The organism is Nostocoides vanveenii (assembly GCF_039531165.1).
Lineage (GTDB): Bacteria > Actinomycetota > Actinomycetes > Actinomycetales > Dermatophilaceae > Nostocoides_A > Nostocoides_A vanveenii.
In genome coordinates this window covers 15,615-39,027 of record NZ_BAAAPN010000034.1, presented here as the reverse complement: position 1 = coordinate 39,027, position 23,413 = coordinate 15,615, and the positions used below count along the sequence as shown (strand labels likewise).

Genomic DNA, 23,413 nt, shown 5'->3' with positions numbered 1-23,413 from the left:
GTAAACAACGGGAGTAGAAGTAGATGCAACTACTCCCGCCCCTCGACGTGGACCGCGTTCGTGCAGGTCAATCCCACATTGGGATCGACGAGCGGGACACGCCGGTCCGGCATCCCGCCGTATCGACGCAGGTCGCCATAGGTTTCCTGCATTAGATGCAGGATTCCACGGATGCGAGGTGTGTCGTGCAGGGAGTTTCGGGCTTCGTCCCTCGAGTGCTGCGAGACGCCGAGGTCGGGCTGTTCCGAGCCGAGGACCGCGTATTCGACGCGATGCTCGACGGCTGGAAGGCACAGATGCTCGCTCGCGGGCTGACGACTCAGACGATCGAAGGCCGATGCCGTGTCCTGCGCCGGTTCCAGGAGTACGCCGGCACGTTCCCGTGGACGTGGCGGCCCGTCGACCTGGACGACTACATGGCCGAGCGCCGCTCGGGCGAGAAGCCGATCAGCCTCACGACACTGCGCGCGGACAGCAACGCGATCGCGATGTTCTGTACCTACACCTCCTCGCCAACCTACGGTTGGGGCGAGTTCTGTGAGCAAACCTTCGGCGACGTGCCCGCCCAGATCGCCTTCGACTGGAACACCCCGCGTCACACGACCGATGACGCGGTTCCGCCACGACGGCGCGCGTTCAAGCAGAAGGAACTGCAGAAGCTCTTCGACTACATGGACGACCTGGTCGACCGTGAGTACGCCGCCGGCAGCAAGCGCTGGCTTCCCGCGCTGCGAGACTCGATCGCGTTCAAGGTCTGCTATGCCTACGGGCTGCGTCGGCGCGAGGTAACGATGCTCGACCTGCACGACTTCGGCCCCAATCCGCACGTGCCCGCGTACGGAGAGTTCGGGGCTGTCACGATCCGGTGGGCCAAAGGCACCGCTGGATCCGGGCCCCGACGCCGCACTGTGCTGACGGTTCCCGAGTTCGAATGGGTCGTGGACCTCCTCAGGTTCTGGATCCACGAAGGCGGACGCGCACGGTTCCCCACAGCCGACCGCTCAGCCGCCCTGTGGCCCAGCGAACGGGCCGACCGGATCACGCTGGGCAGCCTTGGCGACTCGTTCGCGGCGGCGCGTGACGCGGTGGGCCTTCCCAAGGAGCTCGGCCTGCACTGCCTGCGCCACTCGTACATCACCCACCTGATTGAAGCCGGCTACGACCCGGCGTTCGTCCAGACCCAGGCCGGGCACGCCTACGCCTCGGTCACCAGCGTCTACACATCGGTCGGTGACGATTTCAAGCAGAAGACGATCCAGAAGATGATCGCCCGCCGCATCGCGCGACCCGAGGAGGCGAATCCCGATGGCTGAGCAACGTCGCATCGGCTACAAGTGGAACCTGCGAACCGTGATGGCACAGCGGAACCTCTGGAAGAGCACCGAGCTCATGCCGCTACTGAAATCGCGCGGCATCAACCTGTCCGAGAGCCAGGTCTACCGACTCGTCACCGGCACCCCTGAACGGATTCCGGCACGCACGTTCGCCGCCCTGTGCGACATTCTCGACTGCGAGCCCAACGACCTGTTCGAGCCCTACATCGAGATGCGCGCTGCCAAGACCGCGGACGCACCGAAGCGACCCGAAGATCTCGGCGTGAAGCCGGGCAACCCGATTGCTCGGCGGGTCCGTATCGTCCAGGACGACGACGATGGCTAGACCCCGCAAGAAGAGCGATCCGAACCAGTGGCCTGTCCCCTGCGGCCGCTGCGGTGAGCATCACCAGGTCGTCGCCAACTGGCCCGACGGCGGCGTGTGCGGCTACTGCTACCAGCAAGCCAAACGCACTCGGGGTACCTGCGCCTGCGGCCACGAAGGTGTCCTCCCCGGCCGGATAGAGGGACAGCCGGCATGCCGGCGCTGCTCCGGCGTCAAGCTCAACGTTGACTGCAGGACCTGCGGCGCCGAGGACGAGCTCTACCGCGGCAGCCGATGCTGGTCGTGCGAGCTCGCGGTACTCGTCGACGGCCTGCTCACCAACCCCGAAACCGGCGTGATGGCCGCCGAGCTGGTCCCGGTGGCCCAGGCGCTGAAGTCGATGAAGCGATCCAACAGCGGAGTGACCTGGATCAGACAGCGCCACGTCACGGCATTCCTCAAGGACCTGGTGGTCGCACCGACGATCACCCACGAGAAGCTCGACGAGCTGCCGGGAGCACACCGCACCCGGAACTACATCCGCGGCCTGCTCGTCGAGCACGGCGCCCTGCCGCGGCGCGACGAACTCGCCATCCGCTACGACCGATGGGCCATGAGTGCACTCGAGCGTGTGAGCAGCGACGATCATCGCGACGTCGTACGCCGCTACATCCGCTGGCATCACCAGCGCCGTATGAAACAGATCGAGACCGTGCCGCACGGCACCTTCCTACGATCGAAGCAGACCGTCACCGTCACGATCGAGTTCCTCAACTGGCTCCACGATCACGGCATCACACTGGACGAGCTCCGACAGGAACACCTCGACGCCTGGCTGGCCGATGGGCCGAGCACCCGCAGGTTCGTCGACCGCTTCATCCCGTGGGCGATCAAGTGCCGGCTCGTCGACCCCGAACTCACCATCGCGCGCCATCGTCGCGGCACCAGTCCGACGCTGCCCAAGTCCGAGCAGGACGTAGCCGTCGAGCGCGTAGTGCACACCGACGAACTCACCGCGCGAGATCGGGCTGCAGCGATCTTGGTCATCGTCTTCGGCCAGCACATCGAAGACGTCATCCAGCTCACCTGGGACGACGTCGCCGTGACCGGCGACGTCGTCACCGTGCGCCTGGGGAAGACCGAGTTCGCACTCCCCTCCCCCTTGGACGAGCCCATGCGCCAACTCGCTGCCACGCCGGGAAACGACCTCACCGCGTCCCACCCGAACAGCACCTGGGTGTTCCGCGGCTACTCCCCCGGGCAACACATCCACGGCTCCAGCCTGCGGGAACGGCTCAAGACGGTCTTCAGTACGCGCGCTGCACGGCTCGGGACCCTGCACGAGTTGACCAAGCTCGGGCCGGTGCCGATCATCGCTGACGCCTTGGGCTACCACCCATCGACGATCGAACGCCATGCCGTCGGCTCCGCAGCCGTGTACTCGCAATACATCGCGGCCGCACGCGACCAGCGGATGACCTCATGAGCCAACCACCGGCGATGACCAGGTACCTCCCCGATCTGGAGCGTCCCTTTGTTCCTGGAGGAAAATGCCTACGTGTTGTCGAACAACTCGCGTTACGTCAACCAGCGGGCTGGTCCCGGAAGCTCACACTCATGCCGAGATCAGGACGTCGTCTATCGCCCAGCCGACTGATGACAGGCGAGCGTCCATGCGCCCGCGTAGACTCCGCTAGCGTCTCCAGGCACGCCCGCGGGGGTGGGGCCGTCGGCGCTCCCGGCACGGCCGGACAGGGCTGACAGGGGTCCGATGAACGGGGGCCGCGGCACCGAGTACCACCGAGGAGGGAACGCCACGTGGACACCAAGATCCTGCTTAGCGCGCTGCAAGAGGTCGAGAAGCGCGCCGAGCGGGTCAGCGAGGACGACGTGCTCGCGACGTATGTCAACGTCGAATCGCTGACCGCCGCCCTGGGCGCGAAGGACAACGGCATCGTCTTCGGCCGCCGGGGCACCGGCAAGACCCACGCGTTGAAGTACGTCGCGCAGACCGAGCGGGATAAGGGCAACCGGGTCGTCTACATCGACATGGAGCAGGACGTCGGCTCCACCGAGGGCCGCTACGCCGACCCCAACCTCAGCATTAGCGAACGGGCGACCCGCCTCGTGGTCGACGTACTGAGCATCGTCCACACCCAACTACTCGAAGCCGCGTTCGCGGGCGACATCAAGGTGCAGATCGACGTGCTCGACCGGATGCTCGACCACTTCCAGGAGGTGCTGGTCGCCACGGAGACCGAACAGGAGGACACTCGAACCGATCGGTCGGCGCAGGGATCGAAAGTCGATGCCGCGGTTGGATGGACCCCCGGAGGGATGCCGTCGCTGAATGTCGGCGCGGGCTCGACGCGCGAGACCGCCCGCGAGGACGGCGTACGGACCCGGCAGACGGGCGTGGTCAGGCACCGCATCCACTTCGGCGGCGTCACGCAGTCGATGCGCCAGGCCATCGAGGCAGACGACGCCACGCGGTTCTGGCTGCTCATTGACGAGTGGAGCGGCATCCCCATCGACCTCCAGCCTTACCTTGCCGAGATGCTCCGAAGGTTGTTCTTCGGCATCCCAAAGGTCTCCGTGCGCATCGCCGCCATCCCGCACCGCTCGGAGTGGCGCATCGCGGGTGAGCGCGGCGACTACATCGGCGCGGAGGTCGGTGCTGAGCTGTTCCCACTGCTCGACCTCGATGAGTTCGTGGTGTTCCCCGCCCGGAGCCGCGAGGAGCAGGCGCAGCGATCCCTGTCGTTCTTCCGAGCCCTGCTGTTTCGTCACATCTCGACCGCCGTAATCGGCATGGGCGAGGACCCGCCCGAGTCCGAGGCCGAGCTGATCAGCTCGCTCTTCACCCAGGTCACCTCGTTGCAGGAAGTCATCCGCGCGGCCGAGGGTGTGCCACGTGACGCACTCAGCATCGTCGGCCGCGCAGGACTTCGCGCGGGTGGGTCCAAGATCGCAATGGCCCACGTCCGCGAGGCCGCGTCTCAGCTCTACACCACGACCAAGGCAGCGCAGCTCAACGGCATCCCCGTCGCGCGCGCTCTACTTGACCGCATCCTGAGCGACGTGATCTCTGGCCGGAAGGCGCGGGCGTTCCTCATCAAGCAGGACCAAACGGAGAACGCCCTCATTCAACAACTCGTGGACGACCGCATCTTGCACATCATCAAGCGCGGGTGGTCCGGCAAGGACAGCCCAGGCGAGCGGTACGACGTCCTCCAGATCGACTATGGCTGCTACGTCCACCTGCTCGGTACGCACGCCGCACCGCAGAGCCTGCTCGGCGGGGACGAAGACGACGAGTTCTCGGCCGTCGTGGGTGGCGTCGAGGTGCCGGAGGAGGACTATCGCGCCATCAGACGCGCGATCCTTGACCTGCCGACCATGCTCGAGGATATCGCTGTCGGTACCCACGCTGCCCCAATCGCAGACTGGACGGAACGCCACGGCTCCGCGGGGGACATCAAACAACGGGAGTAGAAGTAGATGCGACTACTCCTGTCCGTCGACGTGCACGGCGTTCCTGCAGGTCTACTCCCGCCTCATCAACTCCCGCCCCTGCCAGTTACGGAACGGGACCCCCGGAGCCAACATGGATGAGTCGGTGCCGCGATGGCCGCCACGGCCTGGCCGGCTCCTTGGGTCACGATCTGCTCGGTCGCCATCACGTCTTCGAGTGCGGACAGGATGTTCTCTGGGTTCAGCCGGTATGCCCGATGCAGCACCCAGTACGCCTCGACCAGAACCACCGAGGTGGGTAGCCAGGACTCTGGGCCGTCAGTTCGGCGAAAGCGGCCGTCGCTTTGGCGCTCTGATCGGGAGGGTCGTCTGAATCTGCCGTTCGGTCTCAGTCGACCCCCTACGCTGCCCAGGGTGATCAAGTACCTCGGCTCGAAGCGGGCGTTGGCGCCCGCGCTGGGGGCTCTCGCGTCCGCTTCGGGATCACGGACGGCACTCGATCTGTTCACCGGCTCGACCAGGGTGGCCCAGGAGTTCAAGCGGCGAGGCATCCATACGACCGCGGCCGACATCGCGACCTACAGCGCGGTCCTGGCGCAATGCTTCATCGCCACTGACGCCCGCACCGTCGACCGGACGCGATTGGCCGAGGTGCTCGATCACCTCAACACCCTGCCCGGTCGTCCGGGCTATGTCACCGCGACCTTCTGCGAGCAAGCGCGCTATTTCCAACCCCACAATGGCGCTCGCATCGATGCGATCCGCGACGAACTGGCACAGCACTTCGTGGCCGATCCCCTACTCCCCATCTTGCTGACCAGTCTGCTGCTCGCCGCCGATCGCGTGGACTCCACAGCCGGTATGCAGCAGGCCTACCTCAAGTCGTGGTCGCGACGGTCCTACAACGCACTGGAGTTGCGCGAGCCCGAACTCCTTTCTGGCACAGGAGAATCGGTCCTCGGAGATGCTAGAGAAGTCGTTGAGGCCATGGACCCCGTAGACCTCGCCTACCTCGACCCGCCGTACAACCAACACCGCTACTTCACGAACTACCACATCTGGGAGACGCTGATCCGCTGGGACTCCCCCGAACACTATGGCATCGCCTGCAAACGGATCGACGCCCGCGATCCCGCCTCCAAGAGCATCTTCAACAGGAAGCGCGAGATGCCGTCGGCGTTCACCGATCTGCTGCGGCGCACCAAGGCGCAAGCCCTCGTCGTTTCCTACAACGACGAAGCCTGGATCTCACCGGAGCAGATGCTGACCGCATTGCACGAGACCGGGCACGACGATGTGACCGTGATGGAGTTCGACCACGAGCGCTATGTGGGTGCCCGGATCGGCATCTACAGCCCCCGTGGCGTCAAGGTCGGCCAGGTCACGCGCGTGCGGAATGTCGAATACCTCTATGTCGCCGGCCTGACCGACGACCAACTCGCGCAAGCCCGTCGGGAGTACGCTTCCGGACGGTCGAGTGTGGACACTCGACGGACCGGAGGTGCACTCTCGACGCGCGGAGTCGAGACGGGCGGCCCGGCTACTCGACCGTGACCGACTTGGCGAGGTTGCGTGGCTTGTCGACATCGTGACCCAAGACCAGGGCCGCGTGATAGGCGAGCAACTGGGTGGGGATGATGAGCAGGATCGGGTCGAGCTCGGGCTCGGTCTTGGGCACCACGATCCGCTCGATCGCCATCGTCCCGAACTCCACCGCCTCGTGGGTGATCGCGACGACCTCTCCCCCGCGGGCTCGAACCTGTTCCACCGCAGCGATATTGCGGCTCGCAAGCTCATCGTCCGGCACAACGGCGACAGTTAGCATCGCCGGATCGATCAGTGCCAACGGGCCATGCTTGAGCTCGCTGGTCGGATAGGCCTCGGCGTGCACATAGCTGATCTCCTTCAACTTCTGAGCACCCTCGCGGGCCACGGGATACTGGCGCACCCGGCCGATGAAGAAAGCGTTCTCCGCCTTGGCGACGCGCTGCGCGATCGCGGCGATCGCGGGCTCGCTGTCGAGGATCTCCTGGATCTGCTCGGGAATCGCCTTGAGCGCGTTGCTGATTCGCTCGCCATCGGCATACGAAAGATCATGGAGGCGGCCGAGGTGGAGGGCGAACATGCCGAAGGCCATCGCCATATTTGTCAGCGCCTTGGTCGACGCGACGGCGATCTCAGGGCCGGCGTGCAGGTAGATGCCACCGTCGACTTCGCGGGCGATGGTCGACCCGACCACATTGACCGCGCCGATCACGGTGCCACCCTTGCGCTTGATCTCCTGCACCGCGAAGGCGGTGTCGGCCGTCTCGCCGGACTGCGAGACCACGACATACAGGGTGTCGGGCTCGATGATCGGGTTGCGGTAGCGGAACTCCGAGGCCGGCTCCGCGTCGGCCGGGATCCGCGCCAGATCCTCAATCAATTGCGCACCGATCTGGCCGACGTAGTAGGCGGATCCGCAACCGAGGAACTTCACGCGGCGGAAGGCGCGCAGCTCGCGCGGGCTGAGGTTGAGCCCGTTGAGCCGGGCCGTGGCGAAGCGCGCGTCAAGGCGACCGCGGATGACGGCTGCGGCTCGCTCAGGCTGCTCGAGGATCTCCTTGTACATATAGTGCGCGTGCCCGGTGAGCTCGAGATCCGTTGCGGCAAGGTCGATTTCGACGGGCTCACGGCCGGTGTCGTTGGCCTCCCGGTCGAAGGTGTGGAAGCCCCCCGCGGTCACCGTCGCCAGTTCGCCGTCGTCGAGATGCACCACGCGCGTCGTATGCCGCACCAGAGCCGCCGCATCGCTCGCGATCAGCGTCTCCTTCTCGCCCACGCCGATGATCAGCGGTGAGCCATTGCGGGCGATGACGATGCGATCAGGGTGCCCAGAGTCGGTCACCGCGAGCGCATAAGTGCCGGTGATCTGAGCGAGAGCGTCGAGCACGGCCCCCTCGAGGGTGTCGGCGTCGGAGCGCGCGATCAGATGCGCGACGACCTCAGTGTCGGTGTCGCTGGTGAAGGGCACGCCCGCGGCCATGAGCTTCGTCCGCAAGGTGGCCGCATTGTCGATGATCCCGTTGTGCACCAACGCGATCCGCCCATCCGCACTCGTGTGCGGGTGCGCATTATCGGTCGTCGCCGGCCCGTGTGTCGCCCAGCGCGTATGCCCGATCCCCACCTTCCCGGTCAGCCGCTTGGGCAGCTTGGCCTCCAGATCCCGGATGCGACCGACGGAGCGGACGATGGTCGCGCCCTTGCTGCCGAGGACCGCGATGCCGGCGGAGTCGTAGCCGCGGTATTCGAGGGTCTTCAACCCCTCGATCACATAGGGGGCGGCCGCGTGGTCGCCGATGTAGCCGACGATTCCGCACATGGGTGCTTCTCCTTGCTTGGTGTGGTCGGTGGTCGGGGATAACTCAGCCGGAAACGATGCGCCGCAGTTGCCGGGCACTGAGAGCAGGGGCTGCGACGACGCGTTCGCGCAGCTCCGCGGCGATCTGCTCGTATGCCTGCGCATTTCGAACCCCGTGCAGATGCAGGTTCGCGTGCCGACGGCGCACATAGGACTCCACGTCCTCGTGATACCAGGCCAGGATGTCGTCGACGAGACGTCCGGCAACGGCTTCGGTCAGACCCGTCGACCGCGTCACGTGGTCGACGAGTTCTCGGTCCGGCACGCATCCAGCATGACATCCCGAGTCGCGAACAGCAAGAATCTGCCCGATTTCGGGCAGGGAAGCGAGTAGCAAGCCCATTTGCGAGTCACATCCGGACGTCAGAGTCCGTCTTCTGTGGGTCGCGCATCGTGAGTAGCGCGGCCCATGACGGACCGGCGAGGCCGCGTTACGGTCCCCTATATGTCGGGATTCCTCAGGGCCGTCAAGGTCATCCTCGCCGGCGGACTCGTCCTCGTCGTCGGCGCATATCTGATCGTCAATATGGCCAGCACTGTGGCGGCGGCGCACAAGCGGTCGGTGATCAATCACGACCTGACCGCTCGCCTCGCAAGCGCCGTTCCGGCTGCCCGGATCCAGCAGGCCGATGTGCGTGCCGCGGGCGCGGGCCTGGGCGCACCGCAGGTGTCCTGGCTCGCGCAGGATTGCAGCTTCCCCACCTCCGACGCTGGCTGGATGGTGCAGTCCTATCGGCAATCCTGTGGCCTGACCGCCCTCACCGCGTGGCGGGTCGACTCCGAGGCAGTCGCCCGGGCTGCCCTTCGCGCCTTTCCCGAGTCGCTCGTCGGCTCACCACCCGGCGCCGAGGAGTACGCGGGCACGCACTGCCTGACGCTCGCCCGGGCCTCCACCGGGGAGACTCGAGAGACCACCGTCGCCTTCGTGCCGCCACGCGGCGATGAGACGTACTGGTGTGGCGACGTTTACCGCCCGGCCTACCTCCACCGCATCGTCGACGGGGACGGCCAGGCCCTGGACCCAACGGCAGCCTGGCTCGTCGTCCAGGCGCAGGAGCAGCTCGGGGAGGTCGATCTGGGCTGTTCGCATTGGTCGGTCCTCTTCTGCGGCAATCCGTTCGGTGACAAGCCGGCCGTTGGTGACCTACCCGTGCGCTCCTGACGCCGACTCGCGCGCCTGCGACGCGGCCATGCCGGCTGCCCACGTGCGATAACCCCCGTCGAGATTGCGCACCTCTCGCCCCTGCTGGCGCAGGAGCATCGCGGCGAGGTGGCCTCGGATCCCCACGGCGCAATGCACGACCAGCGGTCCGGCGGGCAGATCGATGATCCGATCGCGCAATTCATCGACCGGGATCAGCACGGCGCCCGGGATCGACCCGGCCGCGAACTCGCCCGGCGTGCGGACGTCGATCAGGCTCGCCCCGTCGGCGAGCGCGGCGTCCAACTCGTGCCATTGCACGGTGTCGGACAGGCCGCGCACCTGGTTCTCGTCCACGAAGCCGAGCATGTTGACCGGATCTTTCGCGGAGCCGAACTGCGGTGCATAAGCCAGTTCGAGATCGGCGAGTTCCGCGGCACGCAGGCCGCCGGCCATCGCCGTCGCGATGATATCGATGCGCTTGTCCACGCCGGCCGTGCCCACGCCCTGGGCGCCCAGGATGGCGTCGTTCGCGGGGTCGACGAGGAGCTTGAGCGCGATCGTGGTCGCTCCCGGGTAGTAGCCGGCGTGGTCGCTGGGGTGCGTGTGGATCGCCCGGTATGGTCGGCCGCTGGCGCGCAGGCGCTTCTCGTTCCACCCCGTTGACCCGACCTGGAGCCCGAAGACGCCGACGATGGCGGTGCCGAGCACCGGGCGCACCGCTGCCCCGGCGCCGGCGATGACGTCGGCAACCCGGCGGCCCTGCAGGTTCGCGGTATTGGCCAGCGGCACCAGGACGTCGCTGCCGTCCTGCGCATCCTTCTTCACGACGGCATCGCCGACGGCATAGATCGCCGGGTCGCTGGTCCGACAGAACTCGTCCACCACTATTCCGCCCCGCTCCCCCACCTCCAAGCCGGCGGCGGCCGCGAGCCGGCTGTCGGGCCGAACGCCGATGGCCGCGATGACGACGTCGGCAGGCAGCCGGTGGCCGTTGCCCAGGGTGACCCCGGTCGCGTCCACGGCCGCCACCGCCGTATCCAGACGCAGATCGACGCCACGTTCCACCAAGGTGGCGTGGACGGGCGCGACCATCTCCGGGTCCAATGGCGCCAGGCACTGGGCGGTCGCCTCGACGAGCGCGACCTGCAGCCCGCGGTGGACGAGGTTCTCGGCCATCTCGACGCCGATGAAGCCGCCCCCGATCACTACCGCCGTGCGCGCTTCGGCCGTGGCCGCGACCAGGGCGTCGGTGTCCTCGACATCCCGCAGCGCGAGAGCGCGATCGATGCCCGGGATCGGCGGTTGCACCGGGGTCGCGCCCGGGGCGAGGACGAGCGCGTCATACGTCAGTTCGGTGGGCTCTGCTGCGCCGGGCGGCCGGACGGTCACGGTTTTCCGGGACGGATCGAGCGCGATCACCTCATGGTGAACCCGCACGTCGAGTCCGAAGCGCCGAGCCAATGACTGCGGGGTCTGCAGCAGCAATGCCGACCGCTCCGGGATGACGCCGCCCACGTGATAAGGCAGGCCACAGTTGGCGAAGGAGACGTAGCCGCTGCGTTCGAGGACAATGATCTCCATCGACTCATCGAGCCGGCGCAGACGGGTCGCGGCGGACATCCCGCCGGCCACTCCCCCGATGATGATCGTTCGCATGCCAGCAGCTTTGCATACCCCTATGGGTATTGTGTAGGCGGGTCGCGCGCGCCCTTGCGACCAGCCGCAGGCGGACCGCGCAGGGGTGTGGCCGCCGTCACGCCCCGGTCCCTACGATGTCTGCCGTGACCGATGACGACCGCACCGTGCCCCCCGCCGACGCTTCGACCGACGCTGCCGCGCCTGGTGCCGACCCGGTGCCTGAGGAAGTCAGCTACGAGGGGCAGTTCTATCCGGCTCGTCCCGCCCGCTTGCGTCCGCGCGCGCGACTTCGGGACCGGCTGTGGCAGCGCAAGGCCAAGCAGCCCGGGTCGCCGACCGGCGACAACCCGGACTATGTCTCCTGGCTGGTCGACGAGTCCATGCTCGCGGACGCGACGACCTTCGCGCGCCAGTTCGCCGGCCAGGGCAGCATGTGGCAGAACCCGTATGCCGCACCCGACCCCCGGGCGGCCATCGACAAGGCTGCCGTGTGGTTCACGGCCTACCCCATCTCGATGATCACCAAGGCCGGCGGGACCTTCCTCGGCACGCTCGGCGACGAGGACCTCTGGTCGGCCTTCGAGTCCATCGGCATCACCGCCATTCACACCGGCCCGGTCAAGCGGGCCGGCGGGATCACCGGCTGGGAGACCACGCCGAGTGTGGACGGCCACTTCGACCGCATTTCCACGCAGTTCGACGACATGTTCGGGACCGAGGACGAGTTCCGCGCGATGTGCGAGGTCGCCGCCGCCCACAACGGCCTGGTCATCGACGACATCGTGCCCGGGCATACCGGCAAGGGCGCCGACTTCCGGCTGGCCGAGATGAAGGTCGGCGACTACCCCGGGATCTATCACATGGTCGAGATCCCCAAGGACGACTGGGGATTGCTTCCCGTGGTCCCCAAGGGTCGCGACTCGGTCAATCTCGACGAGGCGGCGGAGCGGCGCTTGACCGACGCGGGCTACATCGTCGGCGAGATGCAGCGCGTCATCTTCTTCGAGCCCGGCGTCAAGGAGACCAACTGGTCGACCACGGCCGCAGTTCTGGGCCCGGATGGCGAGGAACACCGCTGGGTCTATCTGCACTACTTCAAGGAGGGGCAGCCCTCGCTGAACTGGCTCGACCCCACGTTCGCCGGCATGCGCCTGGTCATCGGCGACGCACTGCACTCTCTGGGCGACCTCGGCAGTGGTGCCTTGCGCCTGGATGCCAACGGCTTCCTCGGCGTCGAGAAGAACGCGACCGGTGGTCCGGCCTGGTCCGAGGGTCACCCGCTCTCGGAGGCTGCGAATCAGCTCATCGCGAGCATGGTGCGCAAGGTCGGCGGCTTCACCTTCCAGGAGCTCAACCTCACCATCGACGACATCAAAAACACCGCCGAGCGTGGCGCCGATCTTTCCTACGACTTCGTCAACCGCCCGGCCTACCACCACGCCATGGCGACCGGCGACACCGAGTTCCTGCGGCTGACCATGCGTACCGCCCAGGCCATGGGTGTCGACACGGTCTCGCTCGTGCATGCCCTGCAGAATCACGACGAGATGACCTATGAGCTCGTTCACTTCGCGACGCTGCATGCGGCGGAGCCCTTCACTTTCCGCCGCAAGGAGATCCTCGGCGCCGATCTGGCGGTACTGATCCGGGCCGAGCTGACTGAGCGGCTCGCGGGCGAATCCGGGCCCTACAACGCGCTCTTCACCACCAACGGCATCGCCTCGACCACGGCCTCGATCATCGCGGCGTCGCTCGGGTTTGATGACCTCAGCGCCCTCACTGCCGAGAACATCGAGGCGATCAAGCGGGCCCACCTCTTGCTCGCGATGTATAACGCCTGGCAGCCCGGCGTCTTTGCGCTCTCCGGATGGGACCTGGTCGGGGCACTTCCCCTGGAGCGCAAGCAGGTCGCCGCTCTCATCGCCGATGGTGACACCAGGTGGATCCACCGCGGTGCCTACGACTTGCTCGGCTTCCAGCCGGACGCGACCGAGTCCACCTCGAAGATGCCCAAGGCCCCCGCGCTCTACGGCTCGCTCGCCGAGCAGCTCGCCGACGAGTCCTCCTTCGCCAGCCAACTGCGTGCGATCCTCGCCGCCCGCGCGCGTCATGGCCTGGCGACCGCGCAGCAACTCGACATCCCCGCGGTCTCCAACAAGGGAATGCTGGTCATGGTCCACCGGCTCGCCGAGTCCGACCAGGTCACCGTCCTCAACTTTGCCAACACGACCGTCTCGGGCAGTGTCCGCTCCGATCACCTGCGACCGGGCAGCACCGTTATCGACATGATCACCAGTGCTCCGGTGGGCGAGGTCGACGACCTGCACAGCCTGTATGTCGTTCTTCAGCCCCACGAGGGCCGCTCGCTCCTCGTAGTGCCGCCGGTGGACTGACGCCATCACGGTGCCGCTCAGGTGCCCGTCGCACCGGACCGTGCGGCGGGCATCGTGCGGATGGTGGCCACCTCGACCTTGTATCGGCTCTGCAGCGCCGGACCCGTGCGGAAGTAGCGGTGCCGCAGCGCGCCTTCGACGCTGACCTGATCGCCCACGGTCAGGCGCTCCGCCCCGCGCCGGGTCGCGGCACTCCAGCAGGCCAACTCGATGGTGTCCACGCCGGCCCGTCGCGCCCCTCGGGCCGCGGCCGTCGTCGATGCGCTCATACGTCGAGCCTGACCCGGCCCCACCACGAGCGCTAGGGCCTCGCACATGGCCTGTGGATGCGGCACATCAAGACACGAGCACCTGTGGACAACTCGCCCGCCGGATTCACAGGGAGAGCATGTGGACGATCGGTTCCGGTAGCCGGCCGGTCACGGTACGATAAACAACCGTCATCACCCGTTGCGATCGCGTGGACCTCCCACCCGCCTGGCCGACGCGTGATCTGAGCATGGATTCGGAGATTCCTGGTGCGCTTTCGATTGGCGGGGTCGGGCCTGGTCACGGCATCCCTCGCCGTGTCTCTGGCGTGCGCCACCTCGGCGTCGGCGGCTGACGGCACCTCGACGACCCCCTCCTCTACCACGGTGACCATCCCGGTCGATGCCGGCGACTCCGGAGCCTTGACCCCGGCTGAGCTCCAACGACAGATCGCCCGCGCCGATGCCCTGCGCGCCGAGATCCTCGCCTCCGACAAGAACATTGCCGCGGCGATGACCAAGCTCGACAAGGCCGCCAAGAAGGCCAATAGCGCGCTCGAGGCCTACAGCAACGCCATGAACGACCAGCGCGCCGCGACCCAGGAGGCTCAGTCCCAGTCCGAGATCGCCTCGGCTCTCCAGGAGCGCCTCAACACGGCCCGCCAGGACCTGCGCGACTGGGCTGTCTCCGCCTATACCCAGGGCGGGTCGCTCGCCGAGTCCCTGACCTATCTCGACGCGCTGTCCAAGGACGCCAGCAAGGCGAGCAACCCGCTCTCCGACCTCAACTACCTGACGGACAACCGCATCCGCACGGTCGATGACCTGCGCGAATACACCATCGCGCAAAAGCTCGCATCGATGCGGGCCGACGCCGCCAAGGACAAGGCCGATGCCGCAGCCAAGTCGGCGACGACCCGCAAGACCGAGGCCAAGAAGGCCGTCGAGCAGCAGAATGCCGACCTGGCCGAGCTGCGCAAAGTCCACCTGGCCTACGTCGAGGAGGCCGGACCGCTCGCCGGGATGCTCCTGGGCAGCGGCGACCCCACCGCCATCGATGCCTCCACCCAGCTAACCAAGGCACTCGAAGCCTCCAACATCAGTGTCAAGGACCTGCGCCTCTCGCCGTGCACCGACAAGACGGGCATGTGGCCCAACGGCCAAATCCCGCCGTCCGCCCTGTGCCCCCTGGTCGGGTCGACGGACGAATTCCTGGTCCCACAGGCGGCTGCCGCCTTCAACGCGATGAGCAAGGCGTATGCCGAGGACACCGGCGCGCTGCTGTGCGTCACCGACGGCTACCGCTCGTATGCCGAGCAGGTCGCGGTCAAGGCCGCCCGAGGCCCGTGGGCCGCGACGCCCGGCACCAGCGAGCACGGTCTCGGCCGAGCCGTCGACCTGTGCGGCGGCGTGCAGGACTACTCCAGCCCCGCGCATCTGTGGCTGGTCCAGAACGCCGCGCTCTTCGGCTGGTTCCACCCCTCGTGGGCCGCCCAGGGCGGCACGCTGCCGGAGCCCTGGCACTGGGAGTTCGCGGGCTGACGCCCGCAATGCGACGCGCCGGTAACCAAGTACCGCCACTTATGTCGCAGCGCCTCGGAGTTGTGCCACAGTTCCGGCATGGAATCCGTGGCGGATGCGCCGATCACCACGCCTGACTACGCGGCAAACGCCAAATACATCCGTCCCTGGTTCTGGTACGACTGGGCCAACTCCGCCTTCGTCACCACCATCGGCACCGTGCTCTACGGCCCCTACATCACCAGCATCGCCAAGGCCGCCGCCTGCCCCGGGCAGGACAGCGACCTCGACTGCGCCGTCAACCTGCACGTTCTCGGCATCCCGATCGCCCCGGGCTCGCTTGCGCCCTATACAACGACCTTCGCGACCCTGCTCAGCGCCGTTGTTCTGATCTTCGTCGGCGCGATCGCCGACCGGATGGACCGGCCGGCGCGGTTCCTCGGGGCGTGCGCCTGGCTCGGTGCGCTCTCGGCCGCCGGGCTCTTCTTCGTCACCGGAACACGCTGGCAACTCGGGGCGATCCTGATGGTCCTCGCCACCGTCTTCCTCGGCTCCTCGCTCGTCGTCTACGACTCGATCCTCAATCAGATCGCCGCGCCCGACGATCGCGACCGCGTCTCATCCAGGGGCTGGGCGCTCGGCTATCTCGGCGGCGGCCTCCTGCTGGCCGTCAACCTGGTCCTTGTCACCATGCACGACACCTTCGGCCTCTCGACCGGGATGGCCGTGCGCATCAGCATGCTGTCGGCCGCCTCGTGGTGGGGACTGTTCGCGATCATCCCCATCAAGGGCATGTGGGATCTGCGCGGCGTCGAGACCCCGGTCGCCGCGCGCAACGAGGGCGCGGTCGCCGGCAGCCTCAAGCAGCTGAGCAGCACCTTTCGCGACCTGCGCGCCCACCACCCGCAGACGATGCTCTTCCTGCTCGCCTATCTCTTCTACAACGACGGCATCCAGACCGTGATCTCGGCCTCCAGCCTCTATGGCGCAGAGGAGCTGAAGTTCGAGCAATCGCAACTGATCGCACTGATCCTGCTCGTCCAGTTCGTTGCCTTCGGCGGGGCGTTGCTCTTCGGCCGGATCGCCGCGAAACTCGGGGCGTGGCGCACCGTGCTCGGGTCGCTGGGGATCTGGACGATCATCGTCGTCGCTGCCTATTTCGTGCCCGAGAAGGCCTTCATCCCCTTCATCTTGCTCGGGGTGGCGATCGGCATCGTGCTCGGCGGCTCCCAAGCCCTCTCCCGCTCGCTCTACAGCCAACTGGTCCCCAACGGCCGCGAGGCCGAGTACTTCAGCCTCTACCAGGCGATGGAGCGCGGGACGAGCTGGTTCGGGACATTGCTCTTCGGCCTCGTCTACCAGCTGACTCACACGTACCGGCTGGCGATCGTGGCCCTGATCATCTTCTTCGTGCTCGGCGGTTTCCTGCTCTCGCGGGTCGATATTCGCGAAGGCATCCGCCAAGCCGGCAACGAACAACCGGCGATCGTCTAAGGACCCTCTCCCACGGCATACGGCAATGGGCCCGTCACCATCTAAGGTGACGGACCCATTGCCGTATGCCGTGTGGGTCAGGCGCTGCGCTTGCTCGGCTTCTCGCCGCGCGCCTCGCGCAGGAGGGTCAGACGCTCCTCCAAGAGCTCTTCGAGCTCGGGGATGGACCGGCGCTCCAGCAGCATGTCCCAGTGGGTGCGAGCCGGCTTGACCGGCTTGCGGTCGGGGGCCTTGCCATCGAGCAGCAGGGCCTCCTCGCCGCAACGGCACTCCCACGTGGCGGGAATCTCGGCCTCAGTGGAGAAGGGCAGCTCTATCCGGTGCTCGGCCGGGCAGACATAGACAACGATCTGGCGCTCGCTGGGGACGACATTCGCCGAGGTCTCCATGCTGAAGGACACCATGCGGCTGCCGCGAAGAGTGCGATCGGCCATTGGGGGTACTCCCTAAATCTGATTCGAAGAAATGCGGTATCGGTGGGTGCGGACACCGTCGTTGTGTGCAACGCCCGGCGGCCCGGTTGTGTTCCGGCGTCAGGTCTTACGACGCCGTGGCCACCAAAAAGGTTGCGCCCCCGCGCATGCCACGCGGAAAGCAACACGACCGCGTGGTAGCCAACCTTTCTAGTCTAGCGGATCGACGACCTGTCCCTCGACAGTTTCGGACCCGGCGGGTCGCCGGCCGTCGGGAGCCGGCCCGCTCGAGGCGCCGGGGAATCCGGTCATCAGTCGCGACCGCACCGCGCGCTCCAGCAGGCGCCTCGTCACCGGCCGGGTCACCGGAAGGATGAAGAAGAAGCCGACGATGTCGGTCAGGAAGCCCGGGAAGAGCAGCAGGGTCCCGCCGACGAGGACGAGTGCGGCATCCGCGAGTTCCTTCGCCGGCATCGCGCCGGTGGTCATGGCCACCTGAAGCGCGCGCCACGTGCGGGCGCCCTCGTGCCGGATCAGCCAGGCACCGAGCAGGGACTCAAAGACCAGCAGAAAGAAAGTCGGCCAGCCGCCGATGACCTTTCCGACCCCGATCAGCGCGAGGACCTCAAGGATGGGCACAAGGAGGAAGAGCAGGACGAGCCATGAGCGACGGCCGCGGCGGCGGGGGGCCGCGGCATACGGGGTGGCTCCTACAGGTCGTGCCATCGCGGTTCCCGCTGGGTGAGCGCGCGGACCTGTCCGGCCCGGTGTTCAAGGCCCCAGCGAGTGATCCGTTTCAGGGACTCGGAGGCGACGTCCTGGTTCATTTTCGAGTCGCCGATCTCACGTTCGAGGAAGGTGATGGGCACTTCGCGGACGGCCAGACCGGCCCGGACGGCACGCCGGGTCAGGTCGACCTGGAAGCAGTAGCCCTCCGACGCGACACTGTCCAGATCGATGGCATGCAGGGCGGACGCGCGGTATACGCGATAGCCGGCGGTGGCGTCAGAGACGGGCATCCCGAGCAGGACCCGGGTGTAGACATTGCCGCCGACGCTGAGCACCTTGCGACTCAGCGGCCAGTTGACGACCTTGCCACCGCGCACATAACGCGAGCCGATGACGGCGTCGGCGTGCTCCGCGGCCGAGAGCAGGGCCGGGAGGTGCTTGGCCTGGTGCGAACCGTCGGCATCCATCTCGACCAGCGCGTCGTAGCCGCGCTCTAGGCCCCAGGCGAAACCGGCGAGATAGGCCCGGCCGAGACCTTCCTTGCTAGCCCGGTGCAGCACATGGACGCGGGCATCGGCGGCGGCAAGCTCGTCGGCGACGGCGCCCGTGCCGTCCGGGGAGTTGTCGTCGAGGATGAGGACGTCGGCGTCGGGCGCGTGTTCGCGCACCCCGGCCACGACGCGCGGGAGGTTCTCGCGCTCGTTGTAGGTCGGGATGCAGACCAGCACGCGGGTGATCGGGCCGCGGGCGGGCGAGGTGTGCTCAGGCACCGACGAGTTCCTTAGAGACGGCGGGTGTTGCGGGGGTCGAACCATTATCGTGACGTCGGGTCATGGTCCGGCCAAAGGCGACGAACAGACCGGCGAGGGCGAGATATTCCGGCAGGCCCCCGATCCGGTCGGCCACCGTGAGACCAGACAGCAGTGGCACTGCCTCGACCTGGGTTGCCTGCGTGAACAACGTGGTCAGCGGCCCGCTGGTTCCATCGGGGGCGACGAAGCCGCTCACGCCGACTGTGGAGACGTGCACGACGGCCCGGCCGTGTTCGATGGCGCGGATCCGGCTGATCGCGTACTGCTGCTCGGACTCGTCGGTGAAGCCGAAGGTCGCGTTATTGGTCTGGACGACCAAGACGCTGGGCAGGCTGGCGTTGTGCGTGACCGCCGCGCGGATCAGGCCGTCGTAGGCGACCTCGAAGCAGATCGTCGGCAGCGCGGCGAAGGTCTGCCCGGCCTTGGTCGCGACCTCGAAGTAGCCGATCTCGGTGCCCGTTGCCATGCCGGCCCGCACCAGATCGACCTTGTCGCTGAAGTGGCGAAAGAAGTCGCGATAGGGCACATACTCAGCGAACGGCACGGGATGTTGTTTGACATAGCGCTCCGGATCGACGACACCCGGCCGGTAGAGCAGAGAGGCGTTGGAGACGTAGGGCTCCGGCTCCTCGAGGATCGCGCCCACGAGCAGGGGCGCCTGAATGGCGTTCTGCGCGGCGATGATCTCGGCAGCCGCGTCGGGGTTGCGCAAGGGATCGATGTCGACGGCGTTCTCGGGCCAGACGACAAGGTCGGGACGCACCCCGCTGGCGGCCAGCGTCTCGGTCGCGCGGGCATGCAGGTCGAGCACCGCGCGCCGCTCGGCGTTGAAGTCGAGGCCGGGCTTGGGGACATTGCCCTGGACGAGCGCGATTTCCGCGGTCGGCGCCCCCGCCGTCGTGGGCAACGGGATGAGCAGCGAGCCGAGCGCCAGGGCCGCCACCCCCGCGATCGATGCAACCGCCGGCAGCGGCCGGCGAGTGACCAGCGCGGCGCGCGCCACGGCATACGTCAGGACACCGATGGTGGCAACGCCGGCGGTGAGCAGCGGCGCGCCGCCGAGAGCGGCGAGGTTGCGGATCGGCGAGTCAGCCTGCGAGAACGCCAGTCGCGCCCACGGGAAGCCGCCGAAGGGCGTCGTGCCGCGCGCCCACTCCCCCACGACCCAGGCCAGGGGCACGACCGCGTATGCCGCGACCTCCCGCCCGCGAGCGACCAGCCGTCGCTGCAGCCACCCGACGACGCCGACCATGACCGCGATATAGAGGGCTTCGAGGGTGGCGAGCGCGAGCCACGGCAGCGGGCCGACATAGATCCCGGACCAGGCCAGCGTGGGGACGAAGTAGGCCCACCCGGCGAGCAGCCCGATCAGCAGGCCCCACCGGAATCCAGCCGCCCAGCCGGCGGCGGCGAGGAGCGCGCAACCGAGCCACGCGGCATACCACTGGTTGTTACCGGGGAGGGCGAGCCAGATGGCGAGCCCGGCGGCGAACGCGAGGAGGAGCCGCGCGGGGAGCAGGAGCTCGTGGGGTCGGCGACGCACGCGCTAACGGTACGCGCCCCGCCGTCCCGTCAGGCGCGCGGCGGGACGACGACCACGCCGCGAGCCGTGGTGGCGACGATCGGTGGGTCGAGCAGGTCGGCCCCGGACTCGCCGCGCTCGGGGGTGCCGCGAGCGATCACGCGGACCTCGAAGGTCATCTCCCGGCTGCGAGTGCCCGCGCGCACGAGTCGCGCTTCGATCTCGATGCAGTCCCCCGCCCGGACCGGGGCCGTGAACTGGACATCCGAATAGGACGCGAAGAGCCCCTCATCGCCGTCGGTGCGGATGCACATCTCAGTGGCGACATCGCCGAAGGCGGCCAGTGAATAGGCGCCGTCGACGAGGTTCCCGGCGTAATGGGCGTGGCTGTACGGCACGTACCGGCGGTGGACGACGGTGGTGCCCACCTCGGGTTTGCCGGCTGGGGAGCTGGTCATGACGCCGCCTTGGTGGTGGTGGTGCCGACCCGGGTCGCCGGGTCGACGAGGGCGTGGACGAGATAGGAGGCGACCTCGCCGGGGGTGGTGCCGCGGCCGAAGATCCGATCGACGCCGAGCACGCCGGCGGAGCCCTCCTCGAATCGCGGGCCGCCGACGATCAGATGCGGGACCTTGCCCGCTGGGAAGGCCTCACGGAAGGCGGCGCTCATCGCCGTCGTGTTGTGGATGTGCGCGTCCTTCTGGGTGACGACCTGCGAGACGAGGACGGCGTCGGCCTTGAGCTCGCGGGCGCTCTCGACGAGCTCGGGGATGGCCAGTTGCGCGCCAAGATTGTGCACCGACAGCTCGCGGTAGTACTCCAGGCCCTTTTCCCCCGCGAACCCCTTGATATTGAGGATCGCGTCGATCCCGACGGTGTGGGCGTCGGTGCCGATGCAGCCGCCGACGATCACCAACTTGCGCCGCAGGTGCTTCTTGACGGCCGCGTTGACCTCCTTGGACGACAGCAGCTCGAACTCGCGCTCGACGATGTCGATGGCGCTGATGTCGACCAGGTGCTTGACCGGGCCATAGACCACGAAGAACGTGAAGTCGGGCCCGATCGCCTTGGCGTGGACCAGGAGCGCCGGTTCGATGCCCATCGCCATCGCCATCCGCACCGCGGCGCCCTCCGCGCGCTTGTCGTGCGGCAGCGGGAGGGTGAAGGAAAGCTGCACCATCCCATCGCCGGTTGTGTCGCCGTACGGCCGCACGATCGGGCCGGGCGTCTTGATCGACAACTCGCCCGGGAGCGCATTCTCCCGGCGGCGGCGCGCCTCGTGCGCGTCATTGCGGCGGTTCATCGGGTCTCCCCCGTTTCCAGCAGATCAATGGCGGGATTGTCGTATGCCGCAGCCTTGCGCACCACACCGTCCAGGCCTTTGCCCTTGGTCGCCGGCCGCTTCATGGCACCGAAGGTGCCGTCGGCGATGGCGGCGAGCAGCGGCGGGTCCGAGGTGGTGCTATCGCCGACGATCGAATCGAGCAGGTCGATCGAATCGGCGAGCACCTGACGCGCGCGCTTCTGGATGAAGCCGTCGCGAGGCGGGTGGAAATCCTCGGTCAGACCACCCGCGGCGTTCAAGACATAGCGGACGTTCTGCAGGGCCAGATCACGATCCGAAATCCACGGTGTCACAACGGCTTCGGTCATCATGCCGACCAGCAGGATGCCCTGACCGGTCATCGCTCCGGCGAGGTTGAAGAAGCCGTCGAGCAAGTAGCCGCGGAAGATGTCGCCGGTCATGTGTTTGGTGGGCGGCATCCACTTCAGCGGCGCGTCGGGGAAGAGTTGCCGCGCGAGCAGTGCGTGCGCGAGCTCGAGCCGGAAGCTGTCCGCGATCGACGGGTCGATCTCGAAGGCGTGACCGAGGCCAAGTTGCCAGTCCGCGAGCCCGGCCTCCTTGGCGAAGTACTCGTTGAGCAGTTGGCTGACGGTCACCGTGTGGGCCGCTTCGACGGCGTCGGCGGTGGTCAGGTAGTTGTCCTCGCCGGTGTTGATGATGATGCCGGCGCGGGCGTGGATCTGACGCGAAAAGCGTTGGTCGACAAAGGTTCTGATCGGGTTGATGTCGCGGAAGAGGATGCCGTACATCGAGTCGTTGAGCATCATGTCCAGGCGCTCGAGCCCGGCGAGGGTGGCGATCTCGGGCATGCACAGGCCGCTGGCATAGTTGGTCAGCCGGATGTAGCGGCCCAACTGCTTGCTCGTCTCATCGAGCGCAGCCCGCATCAGGCGGAAGTTCTCTTGAGTCGCATACGTGCCGGCATAGCCCTCGCGGGTCGCGCCCTCGGGGACGAAGTCGAGCAGGCTCTGCCCGGTGCTGCGGATGACGGCGATGATGTCGGCGCCCTCGCGCGCGGCGGCTTGGGCCTGCGGGATGTCCTCGTAGATGTCGCCGGTCGCGACGATGAGATAGATCCACGGCTTCTGCGTCGGATCCCCATGGCGCGCAATGAGTTTGTCGCGTGTCTTACGCTGCGCGTCGATGGTCCGTATGCCGCGGGCGACCGCGGAGCGGGCCTGCTTGCGGGCCGTCGTGGCGGCCTTGCCCTCGGGCTGGCGGAAGGTGGCCGCGCCACCCGCAGCCTTCTGCGCGAGGGTGAGCAGATCGGGTGCCTCGCCGCGGATCAGTGCGTCCCAGACAGGGGTCGTCACGCCGTGCTCGAGGCCGACCTGCGCGCGGACCGAGTCGAGCAGGTGGTTGACCCAGGGCACGTTCTCGTGGTCGGCGCCGGCGAGCCCGGCCAGTCGAAGGGTCGCTCGCTCCACCGACACGGTCGTATGCCGTTTGGCCAAGTTCACGACCGGCCGCCCGGCCTTGCGGGCGAGGGACCGGGCGTACTTCACCTGGGTGGGGTCGAGTTCGAGGACACCCTTGTCGCGTAAGACCACGCGTTCAGCATAGCGCCGGCCGCAATTCCTCCGGCTGGGCATGATGATGCCCGCAAAGTTGTCGGTTGCCGTCGATCTATGCTCCCGATTCG

Annotated in this window: 21 protein-coding genes; 9 read left to right on the top strand and 12 right to left on the bottom strand. The window is 67.4% G+C overall.

The window, feature by feature from the left end; all coding sequences use genetic code 11:
• Positions 1-29 precede the first annotated feature (29 nt).
• Complete coding sequence (locus ABD209_RS06355; RefSeq protein WP_344063711.1) at positions 30-152, bottom strand: hypothetical protein; 123 nt, start codon at positions 150-152, stop codon at positions 30-32.
• A 264-nt stretch (positions 153-416) separates the two neighbouring features.
• On the opposite strand from ABD209_RS06355, the gene ABD209_RS06350 reads away from it, so the two are divergent.
• The 5 genes from ABD209_RS06350 (at position 417) to ABD209_RS06330 (ending at position 6,666) form a co-directional block, all read left to right on the top strand.
• On the top strand, positions 417-1,313 hold the full coding sequence (locus ABD209_RS06350; protein ID WP_344063708.1) for a tyrosine-type recombinase/integrase: 897 nt from the start codon (positions 417-419) through the stop codon (positions 1,311-1,313).
• Positions 1,306-1,659 (top strand): helix-turn-helix domain-containing protein, encoded by a 354-nt coding sequence (locus ABD209_RS06345; protein WP_344063705.1) that lies wholly within the window; start codon positions 1,306-1,308, stop codon positions 1,657-1,659. Before ABD209_RS06350 ends, ABD209_RS06345 begins: the two co-directional genes overlap by 8 nt.
• Positions 1,652-3,124 (top strand): Fis family transcriptional regulator, encoded by a 1,473-nt coding sequence (locus ABD209_RS06340; protein WP_344063702.1) that lies wholly within the window; start codon positions 1,652-1,654, stop codon positions 3,122-3,124. Before ABD209_RS06345 ends, ABD209_RS06340 begins: the two co-directional genes overlap by 8 nt.
• 332 nt (positions 3,125-3,456) lie before the next feature.
• Entirely contained in the window at positions 3,457-5,133 is a 1,677-nt protein-coding gene (locus tag ABD209_RS06335; RefSeq protein WP_344063699.1) for an ORC-CDC6 family AAA ATPase, read from the top strand.
• A 393-nt stretch (positions 5,134-5,526) separates the two neighbouring features.
• A complete protein-coding gene (locus ABD209_RS06330) occupies positions 5,527-6,666 on the top strand; it encodes a DNA adenine methylase (protein WP_344063697.1) in 1,140 nt (379 codons plus the stop codon).
• Here ABD209_RS06330 and glmS read toward each other — a convergent pair.
• Entirely contained in the window at positions 6,653-8,473 is a 1,821-nt protein-coding gene (glmS, locus tag ABD209_RS06325; RefSeq protein ID WP_344063694.1) for a glutamine--fructose-6-phosphate transaminase (isomerizing), read from the bottom strand. The genes ABD209_RS06330 and glmS overlap by 14 nt on opposite strands.
• A 43-nt stretch (positions 8,474-8,516) precedes the next feature.
• Positions 8,517-8,777, bottom strand: a complete 261-nt coding sequence (locus tag ABD209_RS06320; RefSeq protein ID WP_324385951.1) for a hypothetical protein — start codon at positions 8,775-8,777, stop codon at positions 8,517-8,519.
• Between the two features lie 180 nt (positions 8,778-8,957).
• On the opposite strand from ABD209_RS06320, the gene ABD209_RS06315 reads away from it, so the two are divergent.
• Complete coding sequence (locus tag ABD209_RS06315; protein ID WP_344063691.1) at positions 8,958-9,674, top strand: hypothetical protein; 717 nt, start codon at positions 8,958-8,960, stop codon at positions 9,672-9,674.
• On the opposite strand, the gene ABD209_RS06310 is transcribed toward ABD209_RS06315, so the two are convergent.
• Positions 9,657-11,312, bottom strand: a complete 1,656-nt coding sequence (locus ABD209_RS06310) for an FAD-dependent oxidoreductase (protein WP_344063688.1) — start codon at positions 11,310-11,312, stop codon at positions 9,657-9,659. The two genes, ABD209_RS06315 and ABD209_RS06310, sit on opposite strands and share 18 nt — an antisense overlap.
• A 116-nt stretch (positions 11,313-11,428) precedes the next feature.
• Here ABD209_RS06310 and treS point away from each other — a divergent pair, with 116 nt between their 5' ends.
• Positions 11,429-13,687, top strand: coding sequence for a maltose alpha-D-glucosyltransferase (gene treS / locus ABD209_RS06305; protein ID WP_425564586.1), 2,259 nt, complete (start codon positions 11,429-11,431; stop codon positions 13,685-13,687).
• A gap of 17 nt (positions 13,688-13,704) precedes the next feature.
• On the opposite strand, the gene ABD209_RS06300 is transcribed toward treS, so the two are convergent.
• Positions 13,705-13,956, bottom strand: a complete 252-nt coding sequence (locus ABD209_RS06300) for a hypothetical protein (RefSeq protein ID WP_344063686.1) — start codon at positions 13,954-13,956, stop codon at positions 13,705-13,707.
• Between the two features lie 249 nt (positions 13,957-14,205).
• Between ABD209_RS06300 and ABD209_RS06295 the strand changes: the two genes are divergently transcribed.
• A complete protein-coding gene (locus ABD209_RS06295; RefSeq protein WP_344063684.1) occupies positions 14,206-15,477 on the top strand; it encodes a D-alanyl-D-alanine carboxypeptidase family protein in 1,272 nt (423 codons plus the stop codon).
• A 78-nt stretch (positions 15,478-15,555) separates the two neighbouring features.
• The gene (locus ABD209_RS06290; protein ID WP_344063681.1) at positions 15,556-16,950 is read left to right on the top strand and encodes an MFS transporter; all 1,395 of its coding nucleotides are present in this window, start codon (positions 15,556-15,558) and stop codon (positions 16,948-16,950) included.
• Between the two features lie 77 nt (positions 16,951-17,027).
• Here the strand turns inward: ABD209_RS06290 and ABD209_RS06285 are convergent, their stop codons facing one another.
• The 7 genes from ABD209_RS06285 to kamD all read right to left on the bottom strand — a co-directional run bounded on the left by ABD209_RS06285 (position 17,028) and on the right by kamD (position 23,321).
• Positions 17,028-17,384: an RNA polymerase-binding protein RbpA gene (locus tag ABD209_RS06285; RefSeq protein WP_324385946.1), complete on the bottom strand. Its 357-nt coding sequence runs from the start codon at positions 17,382-17,384 to the stop codon at positions 17,028-17,030.
• 189 nt (positions 17,385-17,573) lie between these two features.
• Positions 17,574-18,089, bottom strand: a complete 516-nt coding sequence (locus tag ABD209_RS06280) for an FxsA family protein (protein ID WP_344063676.1) — start codon at positions 18,087-18,089, stop codon at positions 17,574-17,576.
• Complete coding sequence (locus tag ABD209_RS06275) at positions 18,074-18,862, bottom strand: polyprenol monophosphomannose synthase (RefSeq protein ID WP_344063673.1); 789 nt, start codon at positions 18,860-18,862, stop codon at positions 18,074-18,076. The genes ABD209_RS06280 and ABD209_RS06275 overlap by 16 nt, the downstream gene beginning before the upstream one ends.
• Entirely contained in the window at positions 18,855-20,447 is a 1,593-nt protein-coding gene (gene lnt, locus ABD209_RS06270) for an apolipoprotein N-acyltransferase (protein ID WP_344063670.1), read from the bottom strand. The genes ABD209_RS06275 and lnt overlap by 8 nt, the downstream gene beginning before the upstream one ends.
• Positions 20,448-20,476: 29 nt before the next feature.
• Positions 20,477-20,884, bottom strand: coding sequence for a 3-aminobutyryl-CoA ammonia lyase (gene kal / locus ABD209_RS06265; RefSeq protein ID WP_344063667.1), 408 nt, complete (start codon positions 20,882-20,884; stop codon positions 20,477-20,479).
• Positions 20,881-21,729 carry a lysine 5,6-aminomutase subunit beta gene (kamE, locus tag ABD209_RS06260; protein WP_344063665.1) on the bottom strand — a complete coding sequence of 283 codons (849 nt, stop codon included), beginning with the start codon at positions 21,727-21,729 and terminating at the stop codon, positions 20,881-20,883. The genes kal and kamE overlap by 4 nt, the downstream gene beginning before the upstream one ends.
• Entirely contained in the window at positions 21,726-23,321 is a 1,596-nt protein-coding gene (gene kamD, locus ABD209_RS06255; RefSeq protein WP_344063662.1) for a lysine 5,6-aminomutase subunit alpha, read from the bottom strand. Before kamD ends, kamE begins: the two co-directional genes overlap by 4 nt.
• Positions 23,322-23,413 lie beyond the last annotated feature (92 nt).

What these genes read in the sequence shown, in the direction of transcription:
- ABD209_RS06355 (WP_344063711.1), bottom strand. Translation starts at nt 152, where the DNA reads ATGCAGGAAACCTATGGCGACCTGCGTCGATACGGCGGGATGCCGGAC.
- ABD209_RS06350 (WP_344063708.1), top strand. Translation starts at nt 417, where the DNA reads ATGGCCGAGCGCCGCTCGGGCGAGAAGCCGATCAGCCTCACGACACTG.
- ABD209_RS06345 (WP_344063705.1), top strand. Translation starts at nt 1,306, where the DNA reads ATGGCTGAGCAACGTCGCATCGGCTACAAGTGGAACCTGCGAACCGTG.
- ABD209_RS06340 (WP_344063702.1), top strand. Translation starts at nt 1,652, where the DNA reads ATGGCTAGACCCCGCAAGAAGAGCGATCCGAACCAGTGGCCTGTCCCC.
- glmS (WP_344063694.1), bottom strand. Translation starts at nt 8,473, where the DNA reads ATGTGCGGAATCGTCGGCTACATCGGCGACCACGCGGCCGCCCCCTAT.
- ABD209_RS06315 (WP_344063691.1), top strand. Translation starts at nt 8,958, where the DNA reads ATGTCGGGATTCCTCAGGGCCGTCAAGGTCATCCTCGCCGGCGGACTC.
- ABD209_RS06310 (WP_344063688.1), bottom strand. Translation starts at nt 11,312, where the DNA reads ATGCGAACGATCATCATCGGGGGAGTGGCCGGCGGGATGTCCGCCGCG.
- treS (WP_425564586.1), top strand. Translation starts at nt 11,429, where the DNA reads ATGTCTGCCGTGACCGATGACGACCGCACCGTGCCCCCCGCCGACGCT.
- ABD209_RS06300 (WP_344063686.1), bottom strand. Translation starts at nt 13,956, where the DNA reads ATGAGCGCATCGACGACGGCCGCGGCCCGAGGGGCGCGACGGGCCGGC.
- ABD209_RS06290 (WP_344063681.1), top strand. Translation starts at nt 15,556, where the DNA reads ATGGAATCCGTGGCGGATGCGCCGATCACCACGCCTGACTACGCGGCA.
- ABD209_RS06285 (WP_324385946.1), bottom strand. Translation starts at nt 17,384, where the DNA reads ATGGCCGATCGCACTCTTCGCGGCAGCCGCATGGTGTCCTTCAGCATG.
- ABD209_RS06280 (WP_344063676.1), bottom strand. Translation starts at nt 18,089, where the DNA reads ATGGCACGACCTGTAGGAGCCACCCCGTATGCCGCGGCCCCCCGCCGC.
- kal (WP_344063667.1), bottom strand. Translation starts at nt 20,884, where the DNA reads ATGACCAGCTCCCCAGCCGGCAAACCCGAGGTGGGCACCACCGTCGTC.
- kamE (WP_344063665.1), bottom strand. Translation starts at nt 21,729, where the DNA reads ATGAACCGCCGCAATGACGCGCACGAGGCGCGCCGCCGCCGGGAGAAT.